Below are 21,292 nucleotides of genomic sequence, written 5' to 3'. Positions count from 1 at the left end.
CATGTCCCTGCCGCACGCGTTGCTGACCGCCCTGCTCGAGCATCCCTGCTCCGGCCTGGAACTGTCGAGTCGCTTCGAGCGCTCGATCGGCCATTTCTGGAGCGCCACGCACCAGCAGATCTACCGGGAGCTGGCGCGTCTGGAAGCAGCCGGCTGGGTCAGCTCCACTCCCGCCGAATCGGGCCGTGGCCGCAAGAAGATCTACACCGTACTGCCTGCCGGCAAGCGCGAACTGCGGCGATGGCTCGACCAGCATGAACCACCGCCCGTCACCCGCGACCCGCTGATGCTGCGCCTGCGCGCGGCAGCCTCGGTCGGCCCCGGCAATCTGGCCGGGCAAATCGAGGAACACCTGGCGCTGCACCGTCGCCAACTCGCACACTATCTGGCCCTTGCCGACAGGAAGCCCACCCGGCCGCTGCCGGCACGCAAGCAGCGCATCTACGCCGCCATCCTGCAGAGCGGCATCGCGCAGCAGCGCATGTGGGTCGAATGCTGCGAAGCGGCGTTGCAGGCCATCGCTGCCGATGACGACGCGACCGATGCAGCCGGTACCACCGATGCGGCCGATGCAAGCGACGCGCCCTGACCCCCTGTCACCGCGCGGCCTGCCATGGAAGCCGCGCACTGTCGCGCACAGGCTTGCCAGCCTGCCGGAGCTGGGCTAGATTTATGCAACCAGTTGCATAAACAGAGGTGGCCGATGCCGCCTCGCCCTTCAAGGAGACGCCCCATGGCCCACCAAGCCACCGACATCCTGCGCCAGTTGCGCCTGCCCGTCATCGGCTCGCCGCTCTTCATCATCAGCAACCCCAAGCTGGTGCTGGCGCAGTGCAAGGCCGGCATCGTCGGCTCGATGCCCGCGCTCAACGCCCGGCCCGGCCCAGTGCTCGAGGACTGGCTGCGCGAGATCACCGAAGGCCTGGCCGAGCACAACGCCAAGCATCCCGAGCGGCCCGCCGCGCCGTTTGCCATCAACCAGATCGTGCACAAAAGCAATGACCGGCTCGAACACGACATGGCGCTGATCGTCAAATACAAGGTGCCCATCGTCATCACCTCGCTGGGTGCGCGCCCCGAAATCAATGATGCCGCCCACAGCTATGGCGGCATCGTTCTGCACGACATCATCAACAACGGTTTCGCCCGCAAAGCCATCGAAAAAGGCGCTGATGGCCTGATCGCCGTGGCCGCCGGTGCCGGCGGCCACGCCGGCACCAAGAGCCCGTTCGCGCTGGTGCAGGAAATCCGCGATTGGTTCGACGGGCCGCTGGCACTCTCGGGCGCAATCGCCACCGGTGGCGCCATCCTGGCGGCCCAGGCCATGGGCGCCGACTTCGCCTACATCGGCTCGGCCTTCATCGCCACGGAAGAAGCCAATGCCTCGGCTGACTACAAGCAGGCCATCGTCGAGCGCACTTCAGACGACATCGTCTACTCCAACCTGTTCACCGGCGTGCATGGCAACTACCTGGCGCCCAGCATCCGCGCTGCCGGCCTCGACCCCGCCAACCTGCCCGAAGGCGACCTCAAAACCATGAACTTTGCCACCGAAGGTGCCGGCGCCGGCAAGCCCAAGGCCTGGCGCGACATCTGGGGCTGCGGCCAGGGCATTGGCGCCATCCATGCCATCACCAGTGCCAGCGCCGCCGTGGAGCGCCTCGAACGCGAATACCGCGCTGCCCGCGAGCGCCTGAGCCTGCCGGCCTGAGAACCGGAGGCCACGCCCGCCGCCATGCCATGGAGGAGCCGCTACAATGCGGGCCGTTGGTGCCTGACCTGCCAATGCGTCGCAGGCCCCATCCTGCACCAACCGGCTCTCCGTAGTTCAATGGATAGAACGAGCGCCTCCTAAGCGCTAGATACAGGTTCGATTCCTGTCGGAGGGACCACCGTCCGATCTCAGATCGTCTCGCACAGGCCCGAAACCCGCCCTTCCTCCCAGTGAGGCGCGGGTTTTTGTCGTCTGGGGCACTCGCGTAGTCTCGTGAAGTCCCGCAGCGTCCCCTGGAGTCTCCGTCGCTGCGACGCGCAAAACCCCATTCCGCGTGGACCCTGCAGCCCAAGGTCTTTATGGGCTTACTGCACCACGCTCGCCGGGCACTTCCCAGCCGCGACCAGGTTGGCGCGATAAGCCTTGCCATGCTCGGCCTTCCATGCATCCGCAGCCGGCTTGCCGCTGGCACTCAAGCGCTTGGCGTATTCGGCTTCCATGGCGCGGCGTTCCGGTCCCGGGCCTGAGTCTGCAAAACAGCGGCTGGAAACGGCCGTGCCCGATGTCCGCTTGCCGCTGGCGATGTCACCGGACAACTTGTTCGACATCACGCTCATGGCGGCTTGGCCAGCGGGCATGGGATCCACCGGCGCGTACTGGGCCAACACCGCTGCGGGCGACGTAGCGGCCATCATTGTGACCACCCCAAGCCGACGAAGTTGTGTGGAGAGTGCATTCGTTGCAGTCATGGGATCTCCTTCATGTACCAACGATGGGATAGTGCAAACCATCTTAAACGACGCTCGGCGTCATGGCCATCCCGATACCATCGGGCCACACCTGCTCCATACGCCCTGTCACCCCTCTCCTACAACTGTAGTCCGATGACCGCAGGCCATGGCGAAGGCGTCCGATAGCCGTGCCGCGGGCTGCGCCCTACCATGGAGCCATGCACTTTCATCAACCACCAAGGAGATTGGCATGAACAAGGACCAAATCGAAGGCAACTGGAAACAGTTCAAGGGCAAGATCAAGGAACAATGGGGCAAGATCACCGATGACGATCTGGACGTGATCGCCGGCAAGCGCGACCAGTTGCTGGGCAAGATCCAGGAGCGCCAGGGCATCGCCAAGGCCGAGGCCGAGAAGCAGCTCGACGAGTGGCAAAAGAAGAACCCCGATATCCACTGGTACTGAGTCAGTCTGCGGCCCCTTTGCACAGGGCCTGACTGAGCAATGGCTGCCTGCGAGGCAGCCTTTTCGTGTCCCGCCACTTGGGCACCCGGTCTCGGTCAACGCCACCGCATCGTCAGGCTTTTGCCACCCACCACCAGCCAGTCGGCCCAGCCCAGGCGGGGACGCCGCACATAGCTGTCGAAACCGCCGCGCTCGATGCGCCCGAGCACCCGCAGGCCGCCCTGGACCACCAGGCGCAGCTCCCAGCCGGCTCGGCCGGGCAATTGCGCGGGCAAGGCCAGGCCCTCTGCCATGCAGTCCCGCGCCCACTGCACCTGCTGGCGCAACAGCGCCGTCAGCGCGGGGGATTGATGGTTCTGCGCGATGGCTTGGCGCTGCATCTCGCGGGTGATCCCGAAAGCTTGCAGGTCCGCCTCGGGGATGTACCAGCGGCCACGCGGGATGTCCTGCCGCAGGTCCTGCCAGAAATTGATGAGCTGCAAGGCCGTGCAGATCGCATCGCTTTGTTGCAGCGCCGCGCCGCCCTGCGTGCCGTAGAGATGCAGCAGCAGCCGGCCCACCGGATTGGCCGAGCGCCGGCAGTATTCGAGCAGCTCGGCACGATCGGCATAGCCTTCACCAGCAGCGGTCTTGCGCACGTCCTGCTCGAAGGCATCGAGCAATGCATCCAGGCTGTCCATCGGCAGTCCGAAGCGCTGCACCTGTCGGTGCAGCGCTTCGAACAATGCTTGCCATTGGGCCTGCGGCGTGGCCTGCTGCCACAGGCATTGCCGAAACAGGTGCAGGCTGCGCAAGCGCTCGGCGGCGCTGGCCTGGCCTTCATCAGCCAAGTCATCGGCCGTGCGAGCGAAGTGGTAGATGGCGGCAATGGGCGCGCGCAGATGCGGCGGACAGAGCCATGAGGCCACCGGGAAGTTCTCGTAGTGGCCGATGGGCTGAGGGGTGTCGGTGTGCTCGGATGCCATGCGCATTATTAGAACCTGCGCGGGGCCCGCTCAGGATCTGCGCGCCAGAGTGATGCCTGTGCCTGGCCCTGATTGCCGCAAAATCCGCCACAATGGCACTGCTTGTTTGGCGGCACGCCGCCTGTCACCCGATCATGACGCCATGCCGGTGAACCGGCTGAATCCATGGCAACCGCATGCGGGCATGCCTGTGCCATCATCGTGGCACGGGCTGCCCTCCCGACTTTCTGCTTGAGCGCCATATGCTGCGAACCACTGCTGTTCCATCCCCTTCATCAGGCCATCGGCCGACCGCCTGCCGCCAGGGTGGCTGGCATCCGGCCCAGCTTGCCCGCCTGGCACTGCTGGCCGCGGCGCTGACGCTGGCGGCCTGCTCCAAACCCCAGCCTCCGGCCACACCGGTGCGCGCCGTCAAGCTGATGACGGTGGGCGAGGCCGCGCACCAGGCCAGCATCCAGTATGCCGGGGTGGTCACCGCGCGCAGCGAGACGGCGCTGGGCTTTCGGGTGGCCGGCAAGCTGCTGAGCCGCCCGGTGACCGAAGGCCAGGCGGTGCGCAAGGGCCAACTGCTGGCACAACTCGACCCGACCGATTACCAGCTCGCCGCCGCCGCTGCGCAGGCGCAATGGCGCGCGGCCACCACCGACCGCGACCTGCAGGCCGCCGATGTGCAGCGCTACCGCGAGCTGCGCGCGCAGAACTTCATCAGCGCCGCCGAGCTGGACCGGCGCGTTGCCGCGTTGAAGGCGGCCGAATCGCGCGTGGAAGAGGCTCGCGCCCAGTTGGCCACACAGGGCAACCAGGCCGACTACACCCGCCTGGTGGCCGATGCCGATGCGATCGTCACCGCCACGCTGGCCGAGCCCGGCCAGGTGGTGGCGGCTGGCGCGCCGGTGGTGCGGCTGGCCTTCGATGGCGCCCGCGACGTGAGCTTTGCGGTGCCCGAGCAGCGGCTGGCTCAGGTACAGGTGGGCCAGCAGGTCACCGTGCGGGCCTGGGCCGATCAGGCCAGCCGCCAGCCCGCGCGCGTGCGCGAAATTGCTGGCAGTGCCGATGCGGCCACCCGCACTTTCGGCGTGAAGGTGGAGATACTCACCGAGCCTCAGCCCCCGCTGGGTGCCACGGTGACGGTGGATTGGCCTCAGGCAGCGGCTGCCGCGCAGGTGATCCGCCTGCCCAGCACGGCCATCCGGCGCGACGCGCAGGGCGGCAACGCCGTCTGGGTGTATGACGCGGCCAGCGGCACAGTCAAGCATCGCGCGGTGGCACTCGGTGACGCCGACCGCAACGACTGGATCGTCAACAGCGGTCTGCAGCCCGGTGACCAGGTGGTGACAGCCGGCGTGCACGTGCTGCAGGATGGCGAGAAGGTCACGGTCTACCGCAGCCCGGTACCGCCAGATACGCCAGGCGATGCCACCGGTCCCGGTTCGGCAACGGGCAATGCAGCTGCCCCCGCCATGCCCGCCAAGGCCGAGGGATCTGCGTCATGAGTGCCAACCCGCCCATTTCGCGGCACAACATCTCGCGCTGGGCACTGGAGCACCCGGCGCTCACACGCTACCTGCTGGTGGCGCTGATGGTGCTGGGCTTCTTCGCCTATTTCCAGCTCGGGCAGGACGAGGATCCGCCCTTCACCTTCCGCGCCATGGTGGTGCGCACCTTCTGGCCGGGGGCTACCGCCGAGCAGGTGGCCGAGCAGGTCACCAGCCGGCTCGAGCGCACGTTGCAGGAGGTGCCCTATGCCGACAAGATCGACAGCTACTCCAAGCCGGGCGAATCGCTCATCATCTTCCAGCTCGCCGAACAAAGCCCGCCAGCCGAGGTGCCGCAGCTCTGGTACACGGTGCGCAAGAAGATCGGCGACATGGCCTACGAGCTGCCGTCAGGCGTGCAGGGGCCGTTCTTCGTCGATGACTTCGGCGATGTGTACGGGGTGATCTACGCGCTCTCGGGCGAGGGCTACAGCTACGCCGAACTCAAGGACGCGGCCGAGGACGTCCGCCAGCGCCTGCTGCGCGTGCCGGACGTCGCCAAGATCGAGCTGTTCGGCGAGCAGGACGAACGCATCTACATCGAGGCCCCGCAGGGGCGCCTCTCCCAGCTGGGCCTGAACATGAACGAGGTGCTGGCCCAACTCGGCCAGCAGAACGCCGTGGCCGCCGCCGGTGCCGTGCAAGGGCCTGGCGAGCAGGTGCTGATCCGCGTGGAGGGGCAGTTCGGCGCCATCGAGGATTTGCGAGCCATGCCCATCCGCGCCGCTGGTGGCCAGCAACTGCGGCTGGGCGACATTGCCGAGGTCCGGCGTGGCTATGTCGATCCACCTTCGGTAAAGGTGCGCTTCCAGGGCCAGCCGGTCATCGCGCTGGGCATTTCGATGGCCAAGGGTGGTGACATCGTCGCGCTGGGCAAGGCGCTGCATGCCGAGGCCAATGCGCTCGGCCAGACGCTGCCGGCCGGCATGCAGCTGACCAATGTGCAGGACCAGCCCAAGGCCGTGACGACTGCCGTCAATGACTTCGTCAAAGTGCTGATCGAGGCGGTGGTCATCGTGCTGGCCGTGAGTTTTCTCAGTCTCGGCCTGCACAAGCGTGCCGGCAACAACCCGCCATGGCGCCGCTACACGCTGGACGTGCGGCCCGGCATGGTGGTGGCCATCACCATTCCGCTGGTGCTCTCGCTGACCTTCCTGGCCATGATGTACTGGGGCATCGGCCTGCACAAGATTTCGCTGGGCTCGCTGATCATCGCGCTGGGCCTGCTGGTGGACGATGCCATCATCGCCGTCGAGATGATGGTGCGCAAGATGGAGGAAGGCTACGGCAAGTTCCGCTCGGCCTGCTTCGCCTACGACATCACCGCCAAGCCCATGCTGACGGGCACGCTGATCACCGCCGCGGGCTTCCTGCCCATCGGCATCGCCAAGTCGATGACGGGGGAGTACACCTTTGCGATCTTCGGCGTGACGGTGGTGGCACTGCTGCTATCGTGGATCGTCTCGGTTTACTTCGTGCCCTACCTGGGCGTGCTGCTGCTGAAAAAACCGGCGCATGCCGCCGAGATTCCCAACGCCCCGCCGGACACGCTGGCCTCGCTGGAGCTGCCCGACCCGCCAGTGCCATCCCCGCAGTCCCCGCAACCAGGAGCAGAGGCGAGGGTGGGGGCAGGGACAAGTGCGGGCGCCCCCGCACCGAATGGCATGCATGACGTCTACGACACGCCCTTCTACCAGCGCTTCCGCCGCGCCGTGGACTGGTGCGTGCAGCACCGCTGGCTCACCATCGGCCTGACGCTGCTGCTCTTCCTCGCCGGCCTGTTCGGCATGACGCGGGTGCAGCAGCAGTTCTTCCCCGATTCGAGCCGCCCGGAGATCATGGTGGACGTCTGGCTGCCCGAAGGCGCCTCTTTCCAGGCCATCGAAGACGTGGCCGAGCGTGCCGAACGCGCCTTCATGCACATGGACGAAATCGACAACGTCGCCACCTGGGTCGGCTCGGGCGTGCCGCGCTTTTACCTGCCGCTCGACCAGATATTCCCGCAGACCAACGTCGCCCAATTCATCCTGCAGCCGCATTCGCTGGCCGAGCGCAACACCCTGCTCGACACACTGCCGCAATACCTGGCCGAGCACTTCCCCGAAGTGCGCACCCGCGTCAAGCTGCTGCCCATGGGGCCGCCCGTACCCTACCCCGTGCAGTTCCGCGTGGTCGGCTCCGATCCGCAACTGCTGCGCGAGCGCGCCGACGCCGTCAAGGCCATCCTGGCCGAGCATCCCAGCATGCGCGGCGTCAACGACAACTGGAACGAGCCGGTCAAGACACTGCGCCTCTCGATCGATCAGGACAAGGCGCTGGCACTGGGCGTGAACAGCCAGGCCATCGCGCGCGGCATGAACATGATCCTCGAAGGCGAGGCCATCGGCCAATACCGCGAGGGCGACAAGCTCATCAGCATCATGCTGCGCCCGCCACTGGACGAGCGCGAAACCCTCACCGACCTGGGCAATGCCTACATCAACACCGCCCTGGGCGGCAGCATCCCGCTCTCGCAGATCGCCACCGCCGAGATGGCCTGGGAGCCCGGCGTGATGTGGCGCAGCCGCCGTGACTACACCATCACCGTGCAGGGCGACGTGGTCGAGGGCGTGCAGGGCGCCACCGTCACCGATGCCGTGCTGCCCAGGCTGCGCGAGCTCGAGCGCCAGTGGCATGCCAACGGCGAAACCGACTACCGCATCGAGGTGGCCGGTGCCGTGGAGGAAAGCGCCAAGGGCGCCGCCTCCATCGCCGCCGGCGTGCCGCTGATGATTTTCATCGTCTTCACACTGCTGGTGATCCAGCTCAAGAGCTTCGCGCGCGCCATGCTGGTCTTCCTCACCGGCCCGTTGGGTATTACCGGGGTGGCCGCCGCGCTGCTCATCAGCGGCAAGCCTTTCGGCTTCGTGGCGCTGCTGGGCGTGATCGCGCTGATGGGCATGATCCAGCGCAACGCGGTGATCCTGATCGACCAGATCGAGATGGAGCGCGCCGACGGCGTACCCGCCTGGGATGCCATCCTCGACGCCGCCATGCACCGCCTGCGCCCGATTGCGCTGACAGCCGCCGCCGCCGTGCTGGCCATGATCCCGCTCTCGCGCAACGTGTTCTGGGGCCCGATGGCCATCTCCATCATGGGCGGGCTGCTGGTCGCCACCGTGCTGACCCTGCTGGCGCTGCCGGCCATGTATGCGGCCTGGTTCCGGGTGCGGCGGCCGCAGGAAGGTGAGACGGCCCGGGCAGGCTGAGCCATGGCAGACTGCCCGCCCGCGCGCCGCCGGATCCCTGCTCGGCCACACGCCCTGGTCTGTCCGAGCGAGCGCAAGACGCCGAAGGAAGATGAGGCAGGCATTGCCGGGCACCGCGACTCCCGCACCTGAGCTGAGAACCGCGCCAATGCAACAGGCCGCCTGCATGGCGGCCTGTTGCATTGGCATGCTGCCGGACTCAGGGCGTCGTCGGCGCGGTCACCGTGCAGACCAACGTCAACTCAACACTGCCACCCGCATTCATAGCCGGGATGACCAAGCCGGTGGCCCCCTGCAAAGCATCGATGCTGGGACTGGCAGGGCATGCCGCAGCACCGTCAAGCACGCTGCAGGCAGGTGCCGCCACGCAGTCCAGTCCATCGACAGCCGGATCCCTCACCACCACATTGCTCGCATTGGCCGGCCCGGCATTGGCAACCACCAGCTTGAAAGTCACCGTGCCTCCGACTGGTGCGGCAGACGAACTGACCGTCTTCACGATCGACAGATCCGCCGTCGGCAGTTTGTTGGTGATCATGCAGCTGATGTCATCACCGGCGTGCGTTCCGAATTGTCCCCAGAACTGGCGCGTCCCTTCGTCAGTGCCTGCTCCGCTGGGCAACACCGTGGCCGAGCCAGTGTTCGCGTTGCTGCAGGCAATGGCCACATCATAGGCCGCAGGCGAATGCGCCCCGCTGGCGAAACTGCCATTGGGGCCGACGACATCACCAAAGCCGATCAAACTGCCTGGCTGGAACACCTGCACGACGGTGCTGACCGTCTGCGGCACCGATGTGCCGCTTGTCTGCACCTCGGCCCGCTGGATGCCTCCCGCATAAATGCGTACCGCGATCTGGTCGCCTGCGACCGAACGCCCCTCCAGGCTCTTGGCCAGCGTGACCCACACGGGTGTGGGCGTTGGCGTGCAGGCAGAACCCACCAGTGCGCCCGTCACGCCCGCGACAATGGCTTCAGCCTGATTGAAAAGACCGTTGCCAGCCGCGCCCGTGCAGGCGTCGTTGCCGACACTGCCTCCCCTGGCAATGCGCACGCGCGCAGTCAGTTGGTAGGTGTTGGTGGCACCAGCGGCCAGCGTCACTCCGCTGGCCAGCGTCCACTCGATGGGACTGCCCGTCAGTGGCGACAGCGCATTGGCACCCCCCCCGTTCACGGTATAGCTGGCCGCGGTGATCGAGACATCCGAATCCATTCCAGGCCGATCAACCAGACTGTAGGTTGCCGTATTGGTAGCGCTTGGATTGTTCACCTCGATTGTGTAGACCACATCATGCAGCGCAGGATCATCGCCGACCTGGCTTGTTGACGTGACCTCCTTGGTCACCACCACGCTGGCGTCGTCATCGGCGATGGTGTAGTTCCACCCCGTATTGACAGACCCACCGCAGGAACTGCTCGATGCCAGCAGGTACTGGTTGGCCTGCGCAGGCTGAATGGTGAACTGCAGGTTGCGGTTGCCATCGACAGCAGTGTTGTTGATGACCTGGATCGGCAGCGGGAACTGGCCGGTGCCCGACCAATTGTAGGTGCCGGCAGGAATGGTGATGCGCAGCGTATCACCATTGATGACCACAGCGCCCGACGCGAACTGGTAGTCGACGCCCAACTGCGCCGTCCCGCCCGTGATTTTCACATCCACCGTGACCGATGCCGCCAGCGTGCCATTGACACGCAGTGTCGGCACGTTCGATGTACTGCTCTCCGGCGTGGAACTGGAGACCTGCGGAAAGTCGACAAACGGCGCCAACTCAACCTGGATGTCGTCCAGGAAGTTGCCCTGCTGGATACCACCTGCCGCACTGACGGCTTCGAAGCCGATGTTGGTCAGGCCTGAAGGGCCCTGATAGGTGAACTGACCGCGATAGTCCACCCAGCCACCGCCATAGAGTGATGGTGCCTGCGCCGAGCCCTGATGAGAGACGGGAGGATCATAAGCGCCCGTGTTCGTGGTACTGACCGTGACGATTTCACTGTTGGCACCGGTGCCAACCAACATCGTCATCACATCCCGCACCGAGGCGCTGTAACGGCCACGATGGCTGAAGAAGTAGTTGACGTTCTCACCGTTGATCAGGCAAATGTCCTGATAAATGCGGGATGCGGCGTCGGCATTGAGTTCGGCGAACTGTGCGCCCGTGCGCCCGGTCACGGCGCCGCCGCTGTTGTTGTTGCGAGGGCCGCGCCAGAGTTCCAGGATCGCGCCACTGGCGCCGGAAAAGCCGGCAGGTACCGTACAGGTCCCCGAAGTCTGTGCCGCCCGGTTCGGATGGTCGCTGTTCCAGCCTTCTACAAACTGCTGCGGAATGTAGACGCGGCAACCCGCGCTGACCAGGTTCGGCGATTCGAAACTGAGATTGGTGAAGGTCCGCTTGACCTGGGCGCTAGCAGGGAGAGCCAGTAACGCCAGCAACGCCAACGAACTCGCCGCATGCTTCTTCATTCCCGTCATTCAGGGAAACCTTTGTGGTATCTGGATCCTGCAGACAGCCGGGCAAAGACCCGCCTCGGCTGTGTCCCGATGGACACTTTGCGAACAATCAGGTCAGGCCCCGAGCAGGTGGGGCCCATGTCCATACAGCCATCCGCGCACGGCAAAGAACGCTCATGGCCCCGTCGATGATTCAAGCGTGCACGCCAATGTGATAGTGACCTCTCCACCGGCCGGGAATGGATTGACGACAAGCCCTGACCCTCGAAGATCATTCACACTGATGGTGCCCGACGGACAGCCCGCGCCCCCCGTTGCCGAGCACAGCGGAACGGCAGCATTGCAATCAAGCCCGGCCACCGCCGGATCCTGGACCAACGCGCCGTCTGCGGCCACCTGTCCGTTATTCTTGGCAATTATCGTGTATGTCACCGTGCTTCCGGCAGTAGCCTGCTCAGGAACAACAGATTTGCTGATCGAAAGATCCGTCTGCAGCACAACGCTGATCTGGTGATCTTCAACTTCACCGTCGTCTGCGACGCCGATGGGGGACTGTATCTGGTCCACGTCAGTGGCATAGCGGAGCCGAACAAAGCTGTCGCCCGGCTGTACATCATTGGGCAGCGTCCATTGCAGGGCCGCCGCGCCGCCCGTGCAAGCCGCCTGAGCCCGCTCATCGGCATCAAAAGTGCCATTGCGGTCAAAATCAATCCAGCCAGCCACACTACCGGTCCCGTTGCAAGCAACCGACTGGACCAACGATTGGTTGGCCTGGGAGACCGTCAGGACATAGGCTGACGGCCACGCATTCTCCTCGTTCACACCCGCGCTGCCATTGTTGTTGTCGCCAGTCGCATCGGCGCTGTACTGAGGCGCCGACTCGCCATCCGGCCCGACGCTGCCCAGAAAGTTGGTGCTGGGTGGCTGCAAGCTGCCAAGCTGAAAGGAACTCTGGTTGATGTCCACGGAAACGCCATTGCTCGCCAACCCGTCCGCAACCGGCGTCAGAGAGGGTATCAAGTGACCGGCACTGCCATAACTCGCCGGCGCGTCGCCAAAATCAGCCTTGGGAACCAAAAGGCCGACAGCAACTGCCGTATTGCCCCCTCCCTTCATGGACACGTCCACCCCAACCTCCAAGTTGGCGCCTGCATAAGCGGAGGGATTGAACGTCAGGAAAGTCACCGCTGCAGGCGCACTGGGCGACGCTTCACCCCCAGGCCCAAAGCGAATGGTTTGCCCGCTTCCACTCGAGCTCTTGCGCGCATAATATGTCCGGCCTGGATTGCGATACATCTCGACGATATTCCAGATGCCATCGGCCGTCGCCTGCACATACTCGCGCGGGGCCTCCATCGTGTCACCTGTTCCGTTACCCGCCATGGATTCGGCATCAGCCATGACAACCCCTGGGATCGGATAAGCAGCGCCTCCTAGCGTGGCGAAACAGTTGATGCGGAACGATTTGGTCGCGTTGGCCGTGTAAATACCACTGATCAGCTGATTACCGCTCCCACCTGCGCCGTAATAATAAAGATTGTCCAATGAATCCAGAGCATATGTCCCTGGGCGATAGCTTTTCAAATTATTGCTATTGGACGCGGTTCCGGCATTTGCCAACGAGCAAGTCACAGCGAGGTCAAGGCTCGCAGCCACTGCCATGGTGGCTGAGGATGACGAGCCGTTTCCCAAGTTCTGATCGTGCACACCCAGGGTGCCGCCACCCCATGTCAGCCAGAGGATTTCATCCCGGTAGGCACCAGAGCCGCCATTCGCATAGGCCGCGGCATTCACGGCAGCAGTTGGTGCCATGAATCCCGTCAAAAGCAGCAGGGCCCATGAAACAACATGGCCATTGCCATGAAATTCTGAATGGTCTTTGTGTCTTTTGCTTGCGACGTGCATTTTCAACTCATTCTTGATACATAAAAATTATGGTGTGCGGTATCGGGTAAGACCGAAATGTCCTCTGATATACCCCAACAAAACCACCCATTGACTCCGGCGGCCTCAACAAACGGAGCCTTAAACAGCTCGGTCACTGCACAGTGCAAGTCAAGGTGATATCAATCTCGCCACCGACCGGCAGAACCGGAATGGCCACGCCTGCTTGCAATTGCGCCACGGTCAGACTCGCTGGGCATGCGGCCCCGGAGCCTGGCGAGCAAGCAGCCTCCGTGCAATTCAAACCATTGATCTCCGGATCAGTCACCACAGCGCCATCGGCTGCATAGGGGCCATCATTGGTGACCTGGATGGTGTATGTCACCTCACCACCACTTCCAACGGCAGCGACATTGCTTGTCTTCTGAACGCGCAGATCCGCATCTGGCCCCTCGTTGGTCACCGTGCATGTGATCGGATCGCTGGCATTGCCAACCGTCAACTGCGTCCCGTTGAGCACGCCGCCACCGGTACAAGCAAAGACCGTATCGTACTGGCTCGCATTGCCTGCACCCACCACTTCAGCCAACTCAAGGACTTCGCCCTCATACACCACCACCGGTGTTGCACTGGCGTCGGTTTCGGTATGTGCGTCGGCAACAGCCGGCAAACTGCCGATTTGCGAGCCACCACGGGCGACGGTCACCGTCGCGGTATCGCCTATGGAGGCATTGACCCATGACTTGGCAAGCGTCAATTGCGTGGTGGCACACGATGCGGAGCTGAAACTCAGAAACGCCTGGTCAAAATTGACGTCGTTGTCCATCGCCACCACGAACGACACCATGCTCCCGGATGGCACCTCCACGGTACCTCCGATCTGAACCCAAGGGACGCTCGCCGATGTCTGTGGAGACACCGGTGCGGACAGACTGGCGGTGGCGGCGGCAAGAACGGTCCCCGTCAGACCCTCGCCAGCCCGAATGGTGATGCCGCCAGTGCCGGAACGATTGTCACGGGTAGAGAACCAGCCGGAGAATGTCGCCTCGCGGGTTTCTCCGGGAATCGCGCCACCGCACGTCGGTACCGCAAAAGCCTGATAGAAATCATTGGCCCCGCCAGAAATATCCAGATAATGCTGGACCACGCCTGCTCCGGTGGCCGGATCGGCGTCCAGCCAGGGCCCGCGAGTGCCGTAATCGAAGATGCCATTGACCTTCACGACGTTTGATTGGTTACCGCTGCCCAAGATCCACGGTGCAATGGAGTATCCAATGTTGTTGCCCCAGTTGGGGGGGAGTGAAACTTCATCTTCTGGCAGGTCTTCGAAGCCCGGGTTGATGATCAGGTTCTGTGCGCCGACTGTCGACGCGGTCGCGGCAAGGGCCAGCCCCGCGAACAGTGCCCTGAAGTACCAGGTCGATCGGCCGGAAGAAAATTCCGAAATCACCATCAGTAGGTTCCTACCAGATTGATGAACCACCCCTTGTGGTCGTAGTCGAAGTCCGTCAGCTTGTCGCTGAAATCGGTGAAGTTGTAGCCCAGGCCGATGCGGAAGTTCTTGGTGATGTCACGATCCAGCCCGACCAGGAAGCCCTTCTTGATACCACCATCCTTGACCTTGAGGGCGCGGTACTCTGCCAGGGCGTGCCATTGCTGGCGCAGGTCGTAGCGGATCTGGCCTGCGGCAAAGGTGGCGGCCGAGTCGGCCCAGTCACCCGCGCCGCGGCCAAAGCGCACCTTGCCTTCGCGGCGCGCCAGCTTGGCGGCCAGTTCCCAGTTCTGGTCGAGCTTGTGCACGCCTTCGAAGGACAGCACATGGCTCTTCTGGTCGTACTGCGCGCCGCCGAGCTGGCCGAGGCTGGCCAGGTCGTACAGGTAGGTGTAGCGACCGAACAGGCCCCAGCGCTGGTTGTTCCAGGGCCGGTAGGCAAAGCCGAAATTGCCTTCGACGAAACGGGCATCGGCCGTCGGGTCGATGTGATCATCGGTATCGGCGTAGTTGAAGCGCGCGGCGATGCGCCAACTTTCGTCGATCTTGTGGGTCAGGCGGTTGGTCAGCACCCATTGCTTGCGGCGCTCGAAGCCGCTGTCGCGCCGCCATTCGATCTTGCTCTGCCAGTCGGTGGCCGCCGAAGTGCGGCCGGCGCTGATGCTCACGGCCCGGCGATCGACCGTACCGCCGCCATCGGTGGTGAGATCACCATCGGTGAGCGTCACGCCCAGGCGCCATCCCTCGCCGGGGTAGAAATCCAGCCCGAAGGTGTCTTGCAGGCCGCTTTCATCGGGTGCCTTGAGGGATTGGCGCTCGTTGAAGATGTTGACCTGGTTGGAGAGCCGCCAGCGCTGGCCCAGTGTCCAGCCTGTCTGGTTGTTCGGGTTGAAGAGCGAGTCGTAGGCAGTGGTGTCGGTCGAATAGGTGTAGGCGCCGTAGAGCGTGTGCTCGGGGCTGAGGCGGTATTCGGCATTGAGTTGCGCGGCATCGCCACGGTCACCGCTGGTGACCTCGGCCCCCACTGACGACAGGTTGCCGAACAGGTATTTGCCACCCAGCGTGTAAGCGTCGTTGTCTTCGTAGGCGCCGCCATCGTCGTCCAGCGTGAGCTGGGCGATACCGTACAGCTCCAGCGCGGTGCCGAAACGGTGCGAGTACTTGAGCGCGCCGAGCGTGCCGGTGGCATCACCGCTGGTGCGTTCTTCTTCGACACGGCGGATCTCGGCGGACACGGTGGAGGCATCATTGACGCGCCACTCGCCGGTGAGCTGCGCCTGCGTGAGCGATTCGGCACCCCGCTCGGCGCGGCTGTAGCGTGCATACACGCCCACATCGTCGGTAACCTGGCCCTGCACCTCGGCACCGTACTCGGTGATTTCCTGGCCCGTGTCCTGACGGCCGGTAGAGTAGCCTTCATCGACCTTGCGGTGCCAGGCTGCGGCGGTCCATTCCTGTTCGGTCCAGCCGATCTCCTTGAGGTTGACACGCCCTTCGACAGCGGTGGCGTTGCCGTCGCGAGAGCCATCCGGGTTGGTGCGGCTGAAGTCGAAGCCGCCATTGTCGGAAAACCACACCGGCACGCTGGTCGATTCGGTCCTGCTGTGCTCGATCTTAACGTAAGTGCCCTTGCCTGCCTGCAGCGTGACATCGGCTCCGACCAGGCGGTAGTCCTCGCCGGCGCGATTCTCATCGACGTAGGTGGCACCCACACCGACATGGTCGCCAAACCAGTGCTTGCCGCGCAGGCCCAGCGTGATTTCGTCGGCATCGAAGTCGGCGGGCACCCACTCGTAGTCGACCAGCAGGCGCTGCTCGAAGCCATCGAGTGGCACGTCGCGCGTGAGCGTCGGAAGGTTTTCCCGGGTGATGAGCGCCAGGGGGCGGCTGAGCAGGATGCGGCCCTGCAGTTCATCGATCTCGTAATCAGCACCGCGCTGCAGCGTCACGCTGGTCTGGACACGGCCGGTGGTGCGGTCGCGCACTTCCAGCGTGACGGTATCCGAGCCGGGCAGCACATCGGTATGGCGCAGGTAGTAAAGGCTGCCGCCGGTGCCGATGAATTCGCTGCGGCCTGGCGCCGTCTGGGCCTCGGAGCCAAAGGCTCGCGCCTGCGTGACCGGGTCGCCCCAGCGGTTGGTGCTGTTGGTGCGCCAGTTCAGTGCCGCGCCGTAAAGCGAGCGGTTGTACTGCGCGTACTCGGTGCCGGTGATGCCGGTGCTGTAATTGCCCCAGAGCGCCTGGTTCTTGTCCCAGTCGGCGCGCAGGTAGAAGCGGCCCATGGTATCGACATCACGGTAGGTGGTCGAGTCATCCCCATAGGTCGGGTAGTACAGGTCCGGGTCGAGACGGCGGAAGATGTCCTGCGGATCGGCGTCAGTGAAGCCGCTGAAGAGCTTTTTGACATCCCGCTCCGTGGTGTCCGCCTGCGCGGTGATGAGGTACTTGCCGCGCAGCTTGGCCTTGCCGTAGAAAGCCAGGCGGCCATCGCTGATGACGTCATCGTCATAGCGCGCATCATTGGCAAACGGCGCGGACGAGCCGGTGTGCTTGTTCTGCGAGATGGTCAGGTCGGCCAGGGCGACGCCAAAGAAGTAGCGTCCGGTCACGTCGACGTTGAGCGTGTACATGCCGACGGCGCCCGCTGCGCTCCGTTGGACGCCAACTTGCTGCGCCCCGGCCGTGCCGCCGGGCTGGCCCAACCCGATCTGGAAGGCATGATGCCCCACCGGCATCAGGAATTCGGCGACGAACTTGCGCTCGAGATCGACCGGATAGCTCTCGCCATTGATGTAGAGCTGCTGTCCATCGGGAATGTTGCGACCCTGAATGCGCACGCGGGAGCCGTAGATGCCGATGTTCTGCTGACGCAGGCCGTTTTCGGCGAAGACGGTCGCGAGCAGACTTTGTGTCTGGGCTTCGGCCGTGGTCAGGGATGTGCCCAGAGCCTGCTGCGCGCTGTCGCGCAGCAATTGCGAACCGCGCTCGGCCTCTTCGGGGCTGGCCAGTTGCAGGCTGCGCGGGTAGGTTTCGTCGAAATTGCCTTCGGCATCGTAGGCACGCAGCACATACACCAGCTCGTCACCGGTGCGGTAACGGTAGCGCGCGGGCAGCGCGCCATCCCACTCGAGCTGGCTGACGGCCGCCACCGCCAGCGGCAATTGCACCAGAGGTTCGATCAGGTCGGCATCGGCCGCGCGGTAGATGCTCAGCTCATAGCGCTGCACGAAGGCCGGATAGTTGCTGCGCAGGTAGAACTGCACCGGCTTGGTGATGCGCCTGCCATCGAACGGTACGATGCTGGGCGCGGAGATCGTCAGCTCGGCCTCGCCAAGGGTCGGATCTTCGGTGGCCCAGATGATGCCGCCGCCGGGCAGGTCGATGGCGAACTTGCCCTGCACGGTGGCCTTGCCCGGCTCGTCCAGCGCAATGGTGGCGCGGCGATCGGCCTGCAATGCACGGCTGCCCGCTTGCGCATCGGCGCCTGCGGTGGCGGGCTGGTCATAGCTGCGCGTGCGCAGCTTGAACAACAGGCCTTCGGCCGACTGGCAGCGGCCATCGGTGCATTGCACGTCGGGCCCGGGCTGGGCGGAGGCCTGCTCCTGCTGCGGTACCCCCTCCTGCGCCCTGGCCACGGAGGCCGCAGCCGCCATGCTGGCAAACACGCCGATCAGGGCGCAGTCGAGCAGCTTCATCTTCATTGGCTTCTTCATCATCCGGCTCCTCACTGGCGCGCGCCACCGACTGGAGCAGCCGGGTCGTCATTGATGTCCACACGGACCTTGGTCCGCAGCTCGGGGCTCAGGCGCCGCTCCAGCGCGTCATACACTGCCTTCGCACGGCGCAGGCCCAGCGCCGTGTTGTAGGCGTGGGAGCCGCGCACATCGGTATGGCCGACGATGCCCACCCGGCCGCCGCCGGCGCGCTGCAGGCGCTCGGCGATCTTGTCGAGCAGAGGCTCGAACTCGGGCCGTATGCTGGACTTGTCGGTATCGAACAGCACCGTGCCCAGCAGCGCTCCACCTTCGGTGACGCCCGCCACGAAGGCGTGCGGATCATCGATCTGCGTGCGCAGGCTCACCCGCAGCGCCTTGGCCACCTCGGCATCGAGCGACTGCAGCAAGGCATCGCGCACGGCTTCGGCGCGCTGGAAGGCCAGTCCTTCGGTATCACCAGCGGCGCTGATCAGGATCTCACCGCCGCGGTACCCGGTGATGCGCTCGGCAATCTGGCCGAGCACCGGCTGGTACTCCGCGCGCAGCTCGGCGCTGCCGGGCGCGAAGAGCACTTCGCCCAGTTCCAGCTCGACCTCCTCACGACCAACAGGAATAGGCTGCACCGGCAGCTTCACGCCCCAGTCGAAGCGCACCGGCACGCCCGGGGTGATGCGGCGCAGCAACGGGTTGTCGGTGGTGAACTCGGCACCGGCAGGCAGCGTGGACGGATCGACCTTCAGGATGAAATTGCGACCGCGCCGCCACTCGCCACCATGCACATCGACGATGTGGTAGCGGCCGTATTGGTCGGTCTCGATCAGCAGGCCTTCCACCGAGGCGATGCGCACGCCCGGAATGCCGCGCTCATCGATGCCTTCGTTGCGGATCACATAGTCCACCACATAGCCACCTTCCGTCACCGCCACGCGGCGTTCGACACTTGGTGCGGCGGCGTTCAAGCCTTTGGCGGCTTCGCCGGACTTCTCCACCGTGGTGTTGCCCGCCGCATCCATGCGCACGGTCACCCCCTGCTCGCTGGTCAGCACGAAGTCATCCGTGAAGGCCAGCTCGCTCAGGCGTTGGCGCACCACCACCTGGTGCCGCTCGGCCGGATCGGCCACCGACTGGCGTGCGGAGATGCCGCCAATCGCAATACCGTGCAGCAATGGCGAACTGGCGTCCGGCTCCGGCTCGTGACCGGTGCCGCGGTCGACCATGGTCGAATTCGCCACATAGGCACCCGGAGCGAAACCGCCCTGCACCGCCACGCCACTCAGCGTCGCACTGTCCTGCCAGCCGTCGCCATCGCGATCATCGAACACCGTGCCGAAGATCAGGCTGTCTTCGAACAGCGGGTCGGACGTCAGCTCCACCGCCGCCGTAGCGATGTTCGAGATCGGCTCGCCCGTGGACGAATAGGCCTGGGCCTGGTTCTGGTGCGTGCCTGGGCGCACACCGGCACCAACGCGCATCAGATAGCTCAAGGTTGCCGTGCGCCCTGCCGCCAGATCAATGCCATCAAAACGCAGCGGGGACTGGCCCGAAACCGTCACCGCGCCATCGTCGTCGGCGGCATTGAGCGAGCCCTCGACATACGTGAAGCCGGCCGGCGGCGTATCGATCACGTTGGCGTTCTGTACCTGCGTCGTGCCCACGTTCTCCACCGTCAGGGTATAGCGTACCAGATCACCGATCACCACCGTGCGCACGCCCGCAGCCTTGGTGATGCGCAGCAGGTTGGCATTCACCTCCACCGTCACCGTCACCGAAGCGGTGTCGCAGTTCGTCGGGTTCAGCACTTCGCAGATGCGGTAGGTGATGGTGTAGTCGCCCGACGGCGTACCCGCCGGAATCGTCACCACCCCGGTGGCCGGATCAAGCACCGGCACCGCGCCGCCGCTGATCGACGCGGCAGGCGTCAGTATTTCGCCCGTAACCTGCGACGGCACGATCACCACACCATTGATGCGATCGTTGTCAAAGGCGTTGCCTGCCACCTGATCACCGCCCGTGCCCTCGAAGGTGCCCAGCGGATCGTCCGTCGCCTCGATCAGTGGCGCCTCCACCGTCACCGTGATGGTGGCCGTGTCGCAGTTCACCGGGTTCAGCGCCTCGCAGATCTGGTAGACGATCGTGTAGTCGCCAGCCGGCGTGCCTGCCGGCACCGTCACCACTCCCGTGGCCGCATCCAGCGTCGGCACCGAACCGCCATTGACTGGCGTTGCCGGCGTCAGCACCGTACCGACGATCGCCGCCACGTCGACCGGCTGGCCGTTGAGCGTGTCGTTGTCATAGGCATTGCCCGCACTGCCGCCCATGCCGCCGTTGATCGGGCCGAAGCCGTCATCGACTGCGTCAATGCTCGGCGCCTCCACCGTTACCGTGATGATGGCCGTGTCGCAGTTCGCCGGGTTCAGTGCCTCGCAGATCTGGTAGACGATCGTGTAGTCGCCAGCCGGCGTGCCCGCCGGCACCGTCACCACTCCCGTGGCCGCATCCAGCGTCGGCACCGGACCGCCATTGACTGGCGTTGCCGGCGTCAGCACCGTACCGACGATCGCCGCCACGTCGACCGGCTGGCCGTTGAGCGTGTCGTTGTCATAGGCATTGCCCGCACTGCCGCCCATGCCACCGTTGACTGGGCCGAAGCCGTCATCGACCGCATCGATAACATTCGCCGTCAGCGGCGTGGTCACCGTCGACGGATCCGACGGCACTGGCGTGCCGCCGCCCGGCGGCGTGCCTTCGGCCGTGGCCGTGTTGACCACCTCGCCTGCGGCGAAGTCCGCCGCCGTCAGCGTGTAGCTGCCCGTCACCGTCGCGCTCGCTCCGGCTGCCAGGTCGCCCACCGCGATGTCCGCGCCCAGCTTCGCATCCTTGACCACCACGGCGGTCAGGTCCACGTTGCCCGTGTTCGTCACCAGGAAGCTGTACTCGATCGTCGAGCCCACCGTCGCGCCCACCGCCGTCGAGCTCTTGACGATGCTCAGCGCAGGCGCCGCCGTCAGCGGCGTGGTCACCGTCGACGGATCCGACGGCACTGGCGTGCCGCCGCCCGGCGGCGTGCCTTCGGCCGTGGCCGTGTTGACCACCTC

At 64.9% G+C, this 21,292-nt stretch carries 12 protein-coding genes and 1 tRNA gene; 6 read left to right on the top strand and 7 right to left on the bottom strand.

Going from position 1 to position 21,292, the window contains the following annotated elements:
- Position 1 precedes the first annotated feature (1 nt).
- The 3 genes from EV687_RS14540 (at position 2) to EV687_RS14530 (ending at position 1,892) form a co-directional block, all read left to right on the top strand.
- Positions 2-589: a PadR family transcriptional regulator gene (locus EV687_RS14540; protein ID WP_122229684.1), complete on the top strand. Its 588-nt coding sequence runs from the start codon at positions 2-4 to the stop codon at positions 587-589.
- Between the two features lie 144 nt (positions 590-733).
- On the top strand, positions 734-1,711 hold the full coding sequence (locus EV687_RS14535) for an NAD(P)H-dependent flavin oxidoreductase (protein WP_122229686.1): 978 nt from the start codon (positions 734-736) through the stop codon (positions 1,709-1,711).
- 106 nt (positions 1,712-1,817) lie between these two features.
- Positions 1,818-1,892 (top strand) — tRNA-Arg (locus EV687_RS14530).
- A gap of 187 nt (positions 1,893-2,079) precedes the next feature.
- On the opposite strand, the gene EV687_RS14525 is transcribed toward EV687_RS14530, so the two are convergent.
- Positions 2,080-2,463, bottom strand: a complete 384-nt coding sequence (locus EV687_RS14525) for a hypothetical protein (protein ID WP_130466531.1) — start codon at positions 2,461-2,463, stop codon at positions 2,080-2,082.
- A gap of 232 nt (positions 2,464-2,695) precedes the next feature.
- Between EV687_RS14525 and EV687_RS14520 the strand changes: the two genes are divergently transcribed.
- Positions 2,696-2,911 (top strand): CsbD family protein, encoded by a 216-nt coding sequence (locus EV687_RS14520; protein ID WP_122229690.1) that lies wholly within the window; start codon positions 2,696-2,698, stop codon positions 2,909-2,911.
- Between the two features lie 95 nt (positions 2,912-3,006).
- Here EV687_RS14520 and hpnC read toward each other — a convergent pair whose 3' ends face one another.
- Positions 3,007-3,876, bottom strand: coding sequence for a squalene synthase HpnC (gene hpnC, locus EV687_RS14515; protein ID WP_242612664.1), 870 nt, complete (start codon positions 3,874-3,876; stop codon positions 3,007-3,009).
- A 242-nt stretch (positions 3,877-4,118) separates the two neighbouring features.
- Here hpnC and EV687_RS14510 point away from each other — a divergent pair, with 242 nt between their 5' ends.
- Positions 4,119-5,369 (top strand): efflux RND transporter periplasmic adaptor subunit, encoded by a 1,251-nt coding sequence (locus tag EV687_RS14510; protein ID WP_242612663.1) that lies wholly within the window; start codon positions 4,119-4,121, stop codon positions 5,367-5,369.
- Complete coding sequence (locus EV687_RS14505; RefSeq protein ID WP_122229694.1) at positions 5,366-8,659, top strand: efflux RND transporter permease subunit; 3,294 nt, start codon at positions 5,366-5,368, stop codon at positions 8,657-8,659. Before EV687_RS14510 ends, EV687_RS14505 begins: the two co-directional genes overlap by 4 nt.
- 199 nt (positions 8,660-8,858) lie before the next feature.
- On the opposite strand, the gene EV687_RS14500 is transcribed toward EV687_RS14505, so the two are convergent.
- The 5 genes from EV687_RS14500 to EV687_RS14480 all read right to left on the bottom strand — a co-directional run.
- Entirely contained in the window at positions 8,859-11,126 is a 2,268-nt protein-coding gene (locus EV687_RS14500) for a DUF11 domain-containing protein (protein WP_122229696.1), read from the bottom strand.
- Between the two features lie 153 nt (positions 11,127-11,279).
- Entirely contained in the window at positions 11,280-13,010 is a 1,731-nt protein-coding gene (locus tag EV687_RS14495) for a CshA/CshB family fibrillar adhesin-related protein (protein WP_122229698.1), read from the bottom strand.
- A gap of 133 nt (positions 13,011-13,143) precedes the next feature.
- Positions 13,144-14,442 carry a DUF11 domain-containing protein gene (locus tag EV687_RS14490; RefSeq protein WP_122229700.1) on the bottom strand — a complete coding sequence of 433 codons (1,299 nt, stop codon included), beginning with the start codon at positions 14,440-14,442 and terminating at the stop codon, positions 13,144-13,146.
- Complete coding sequence (locus EV687_RS14485; protein WP_242612662.1) at positions 14,442-18,194, bottom strand: TonB-dependent receptor; 3,753 nt, start codon at positions 18,192-18,194, stop codon at positions 14,442-14,444. The genes EV687_RS14490 and EV687_RS14485 overlap by 1 nt, the downstream gene beginning before the upstream one ends.
- A gap of 11 nt (positions 18,195-18,205) precedes the next feature.
- Positions 18,206-21,292 (bottom strand): DUF7507 domain-containing protein (locus tag EV687_RS14480; RefSeq protein WP_165392833.1); only part of this gene is annotated, 3,087 nt, incomplete at its 5' end.

This window comes from Corticibacter populi (genome assembly GCF_004217315.1).
Classification (GTDB): Bacteria; Pseudomonadota; Gammaproteobacteria; order Burkholderiales; family Burkholderiaceae_C; genus Lampropedia; species Lampropedia populi.
The sequence above is the reverse complement of the archived record's forward strand: the minus strand, read 5'-3'. Positions and strand labels throughout refer to the sequence as shown.

Excerpts from the sequence above, each read along its gene's own strand:
- EV687_RS14540 (WP_122229684.1), top strand. The coding sequence starts at position 2 with ATGTCCCTGCCGCACGCGTTGCTGACCGCCCTGCTCGAGCATCCCTGC.
- EV687_RS14535 (WP_122229686.1), top strand. The coding sequence starts at position 734 with ATGGCCCACCAAGCCACCGACATCCTGCGCCAGTTGCGCCTGCCCGTC.
- EV687_RS14525 (WP_130466531.1), bottom strand. The coding sequence starts at position 2,463 with ATGACTGCAACGAATGCACTCTCCACACAACTTCGTCGGCTTGGGGTG.
- EV687_RS14520 (WP_122229690.1), top strand. The coding sequence starts at position 2,696 with ATGAACAAGGACCAAATCGAAGGCAACTGGAAACAGTTCAAGGGCAAG.
- hpnC (WP_242612664.1), bottom strand. The coding sequence starts at position 3,876 with ATGGCATCCGAGCACACCGACACCCCTCAGCCCATCGGCCACTACGAG.
- EV687_RS14510 (WP_242612663.1), top strand. The coding sequence starts at position 4,119 with ATGCTGCGAACCACTGCTGTTCCATCCCCTTCATCAGGCCATCGGCCG.
- EV687_RS14505 (WP_122229694.1), top strand. The coding sequence starts at position 5,366 with ATGAGTGCCAACCCGCCCATTTCGCGGCACAACATCTCGCGCTGGGCA.
- EV687_RS14500 (WP_122229696.1), bottom strand. The coding sequence starts at position 11,126 with ATGACGGGAATGAAGAAGCATGCGGCGAGTTCGTTGGCGTTGCTGGCG.
- EV687_RS14495 (WP_122229698.1), bottom strand. The coding sequence starts at position 13,010 with ATGCACGTCGCAAGCAAAAGACACAAAGACCATTCAGAATTTCATGGC.
- EV687_RS14490 (WP_122229700.1), bottom strand. The coding sequence starts at position 14,442 with ATGGTGATTTCGGAATTTTCTTCCGGCCGATCGACCTGGTACTTCAGG.
- EV687_RS14485 (WP_242612662.1), bottom strand. The coding sequence starts at position 18,194 with ATGAAGAAGCCAATGAAGATGAAGCTGCTCGACTGCGCCCTGATCGGC.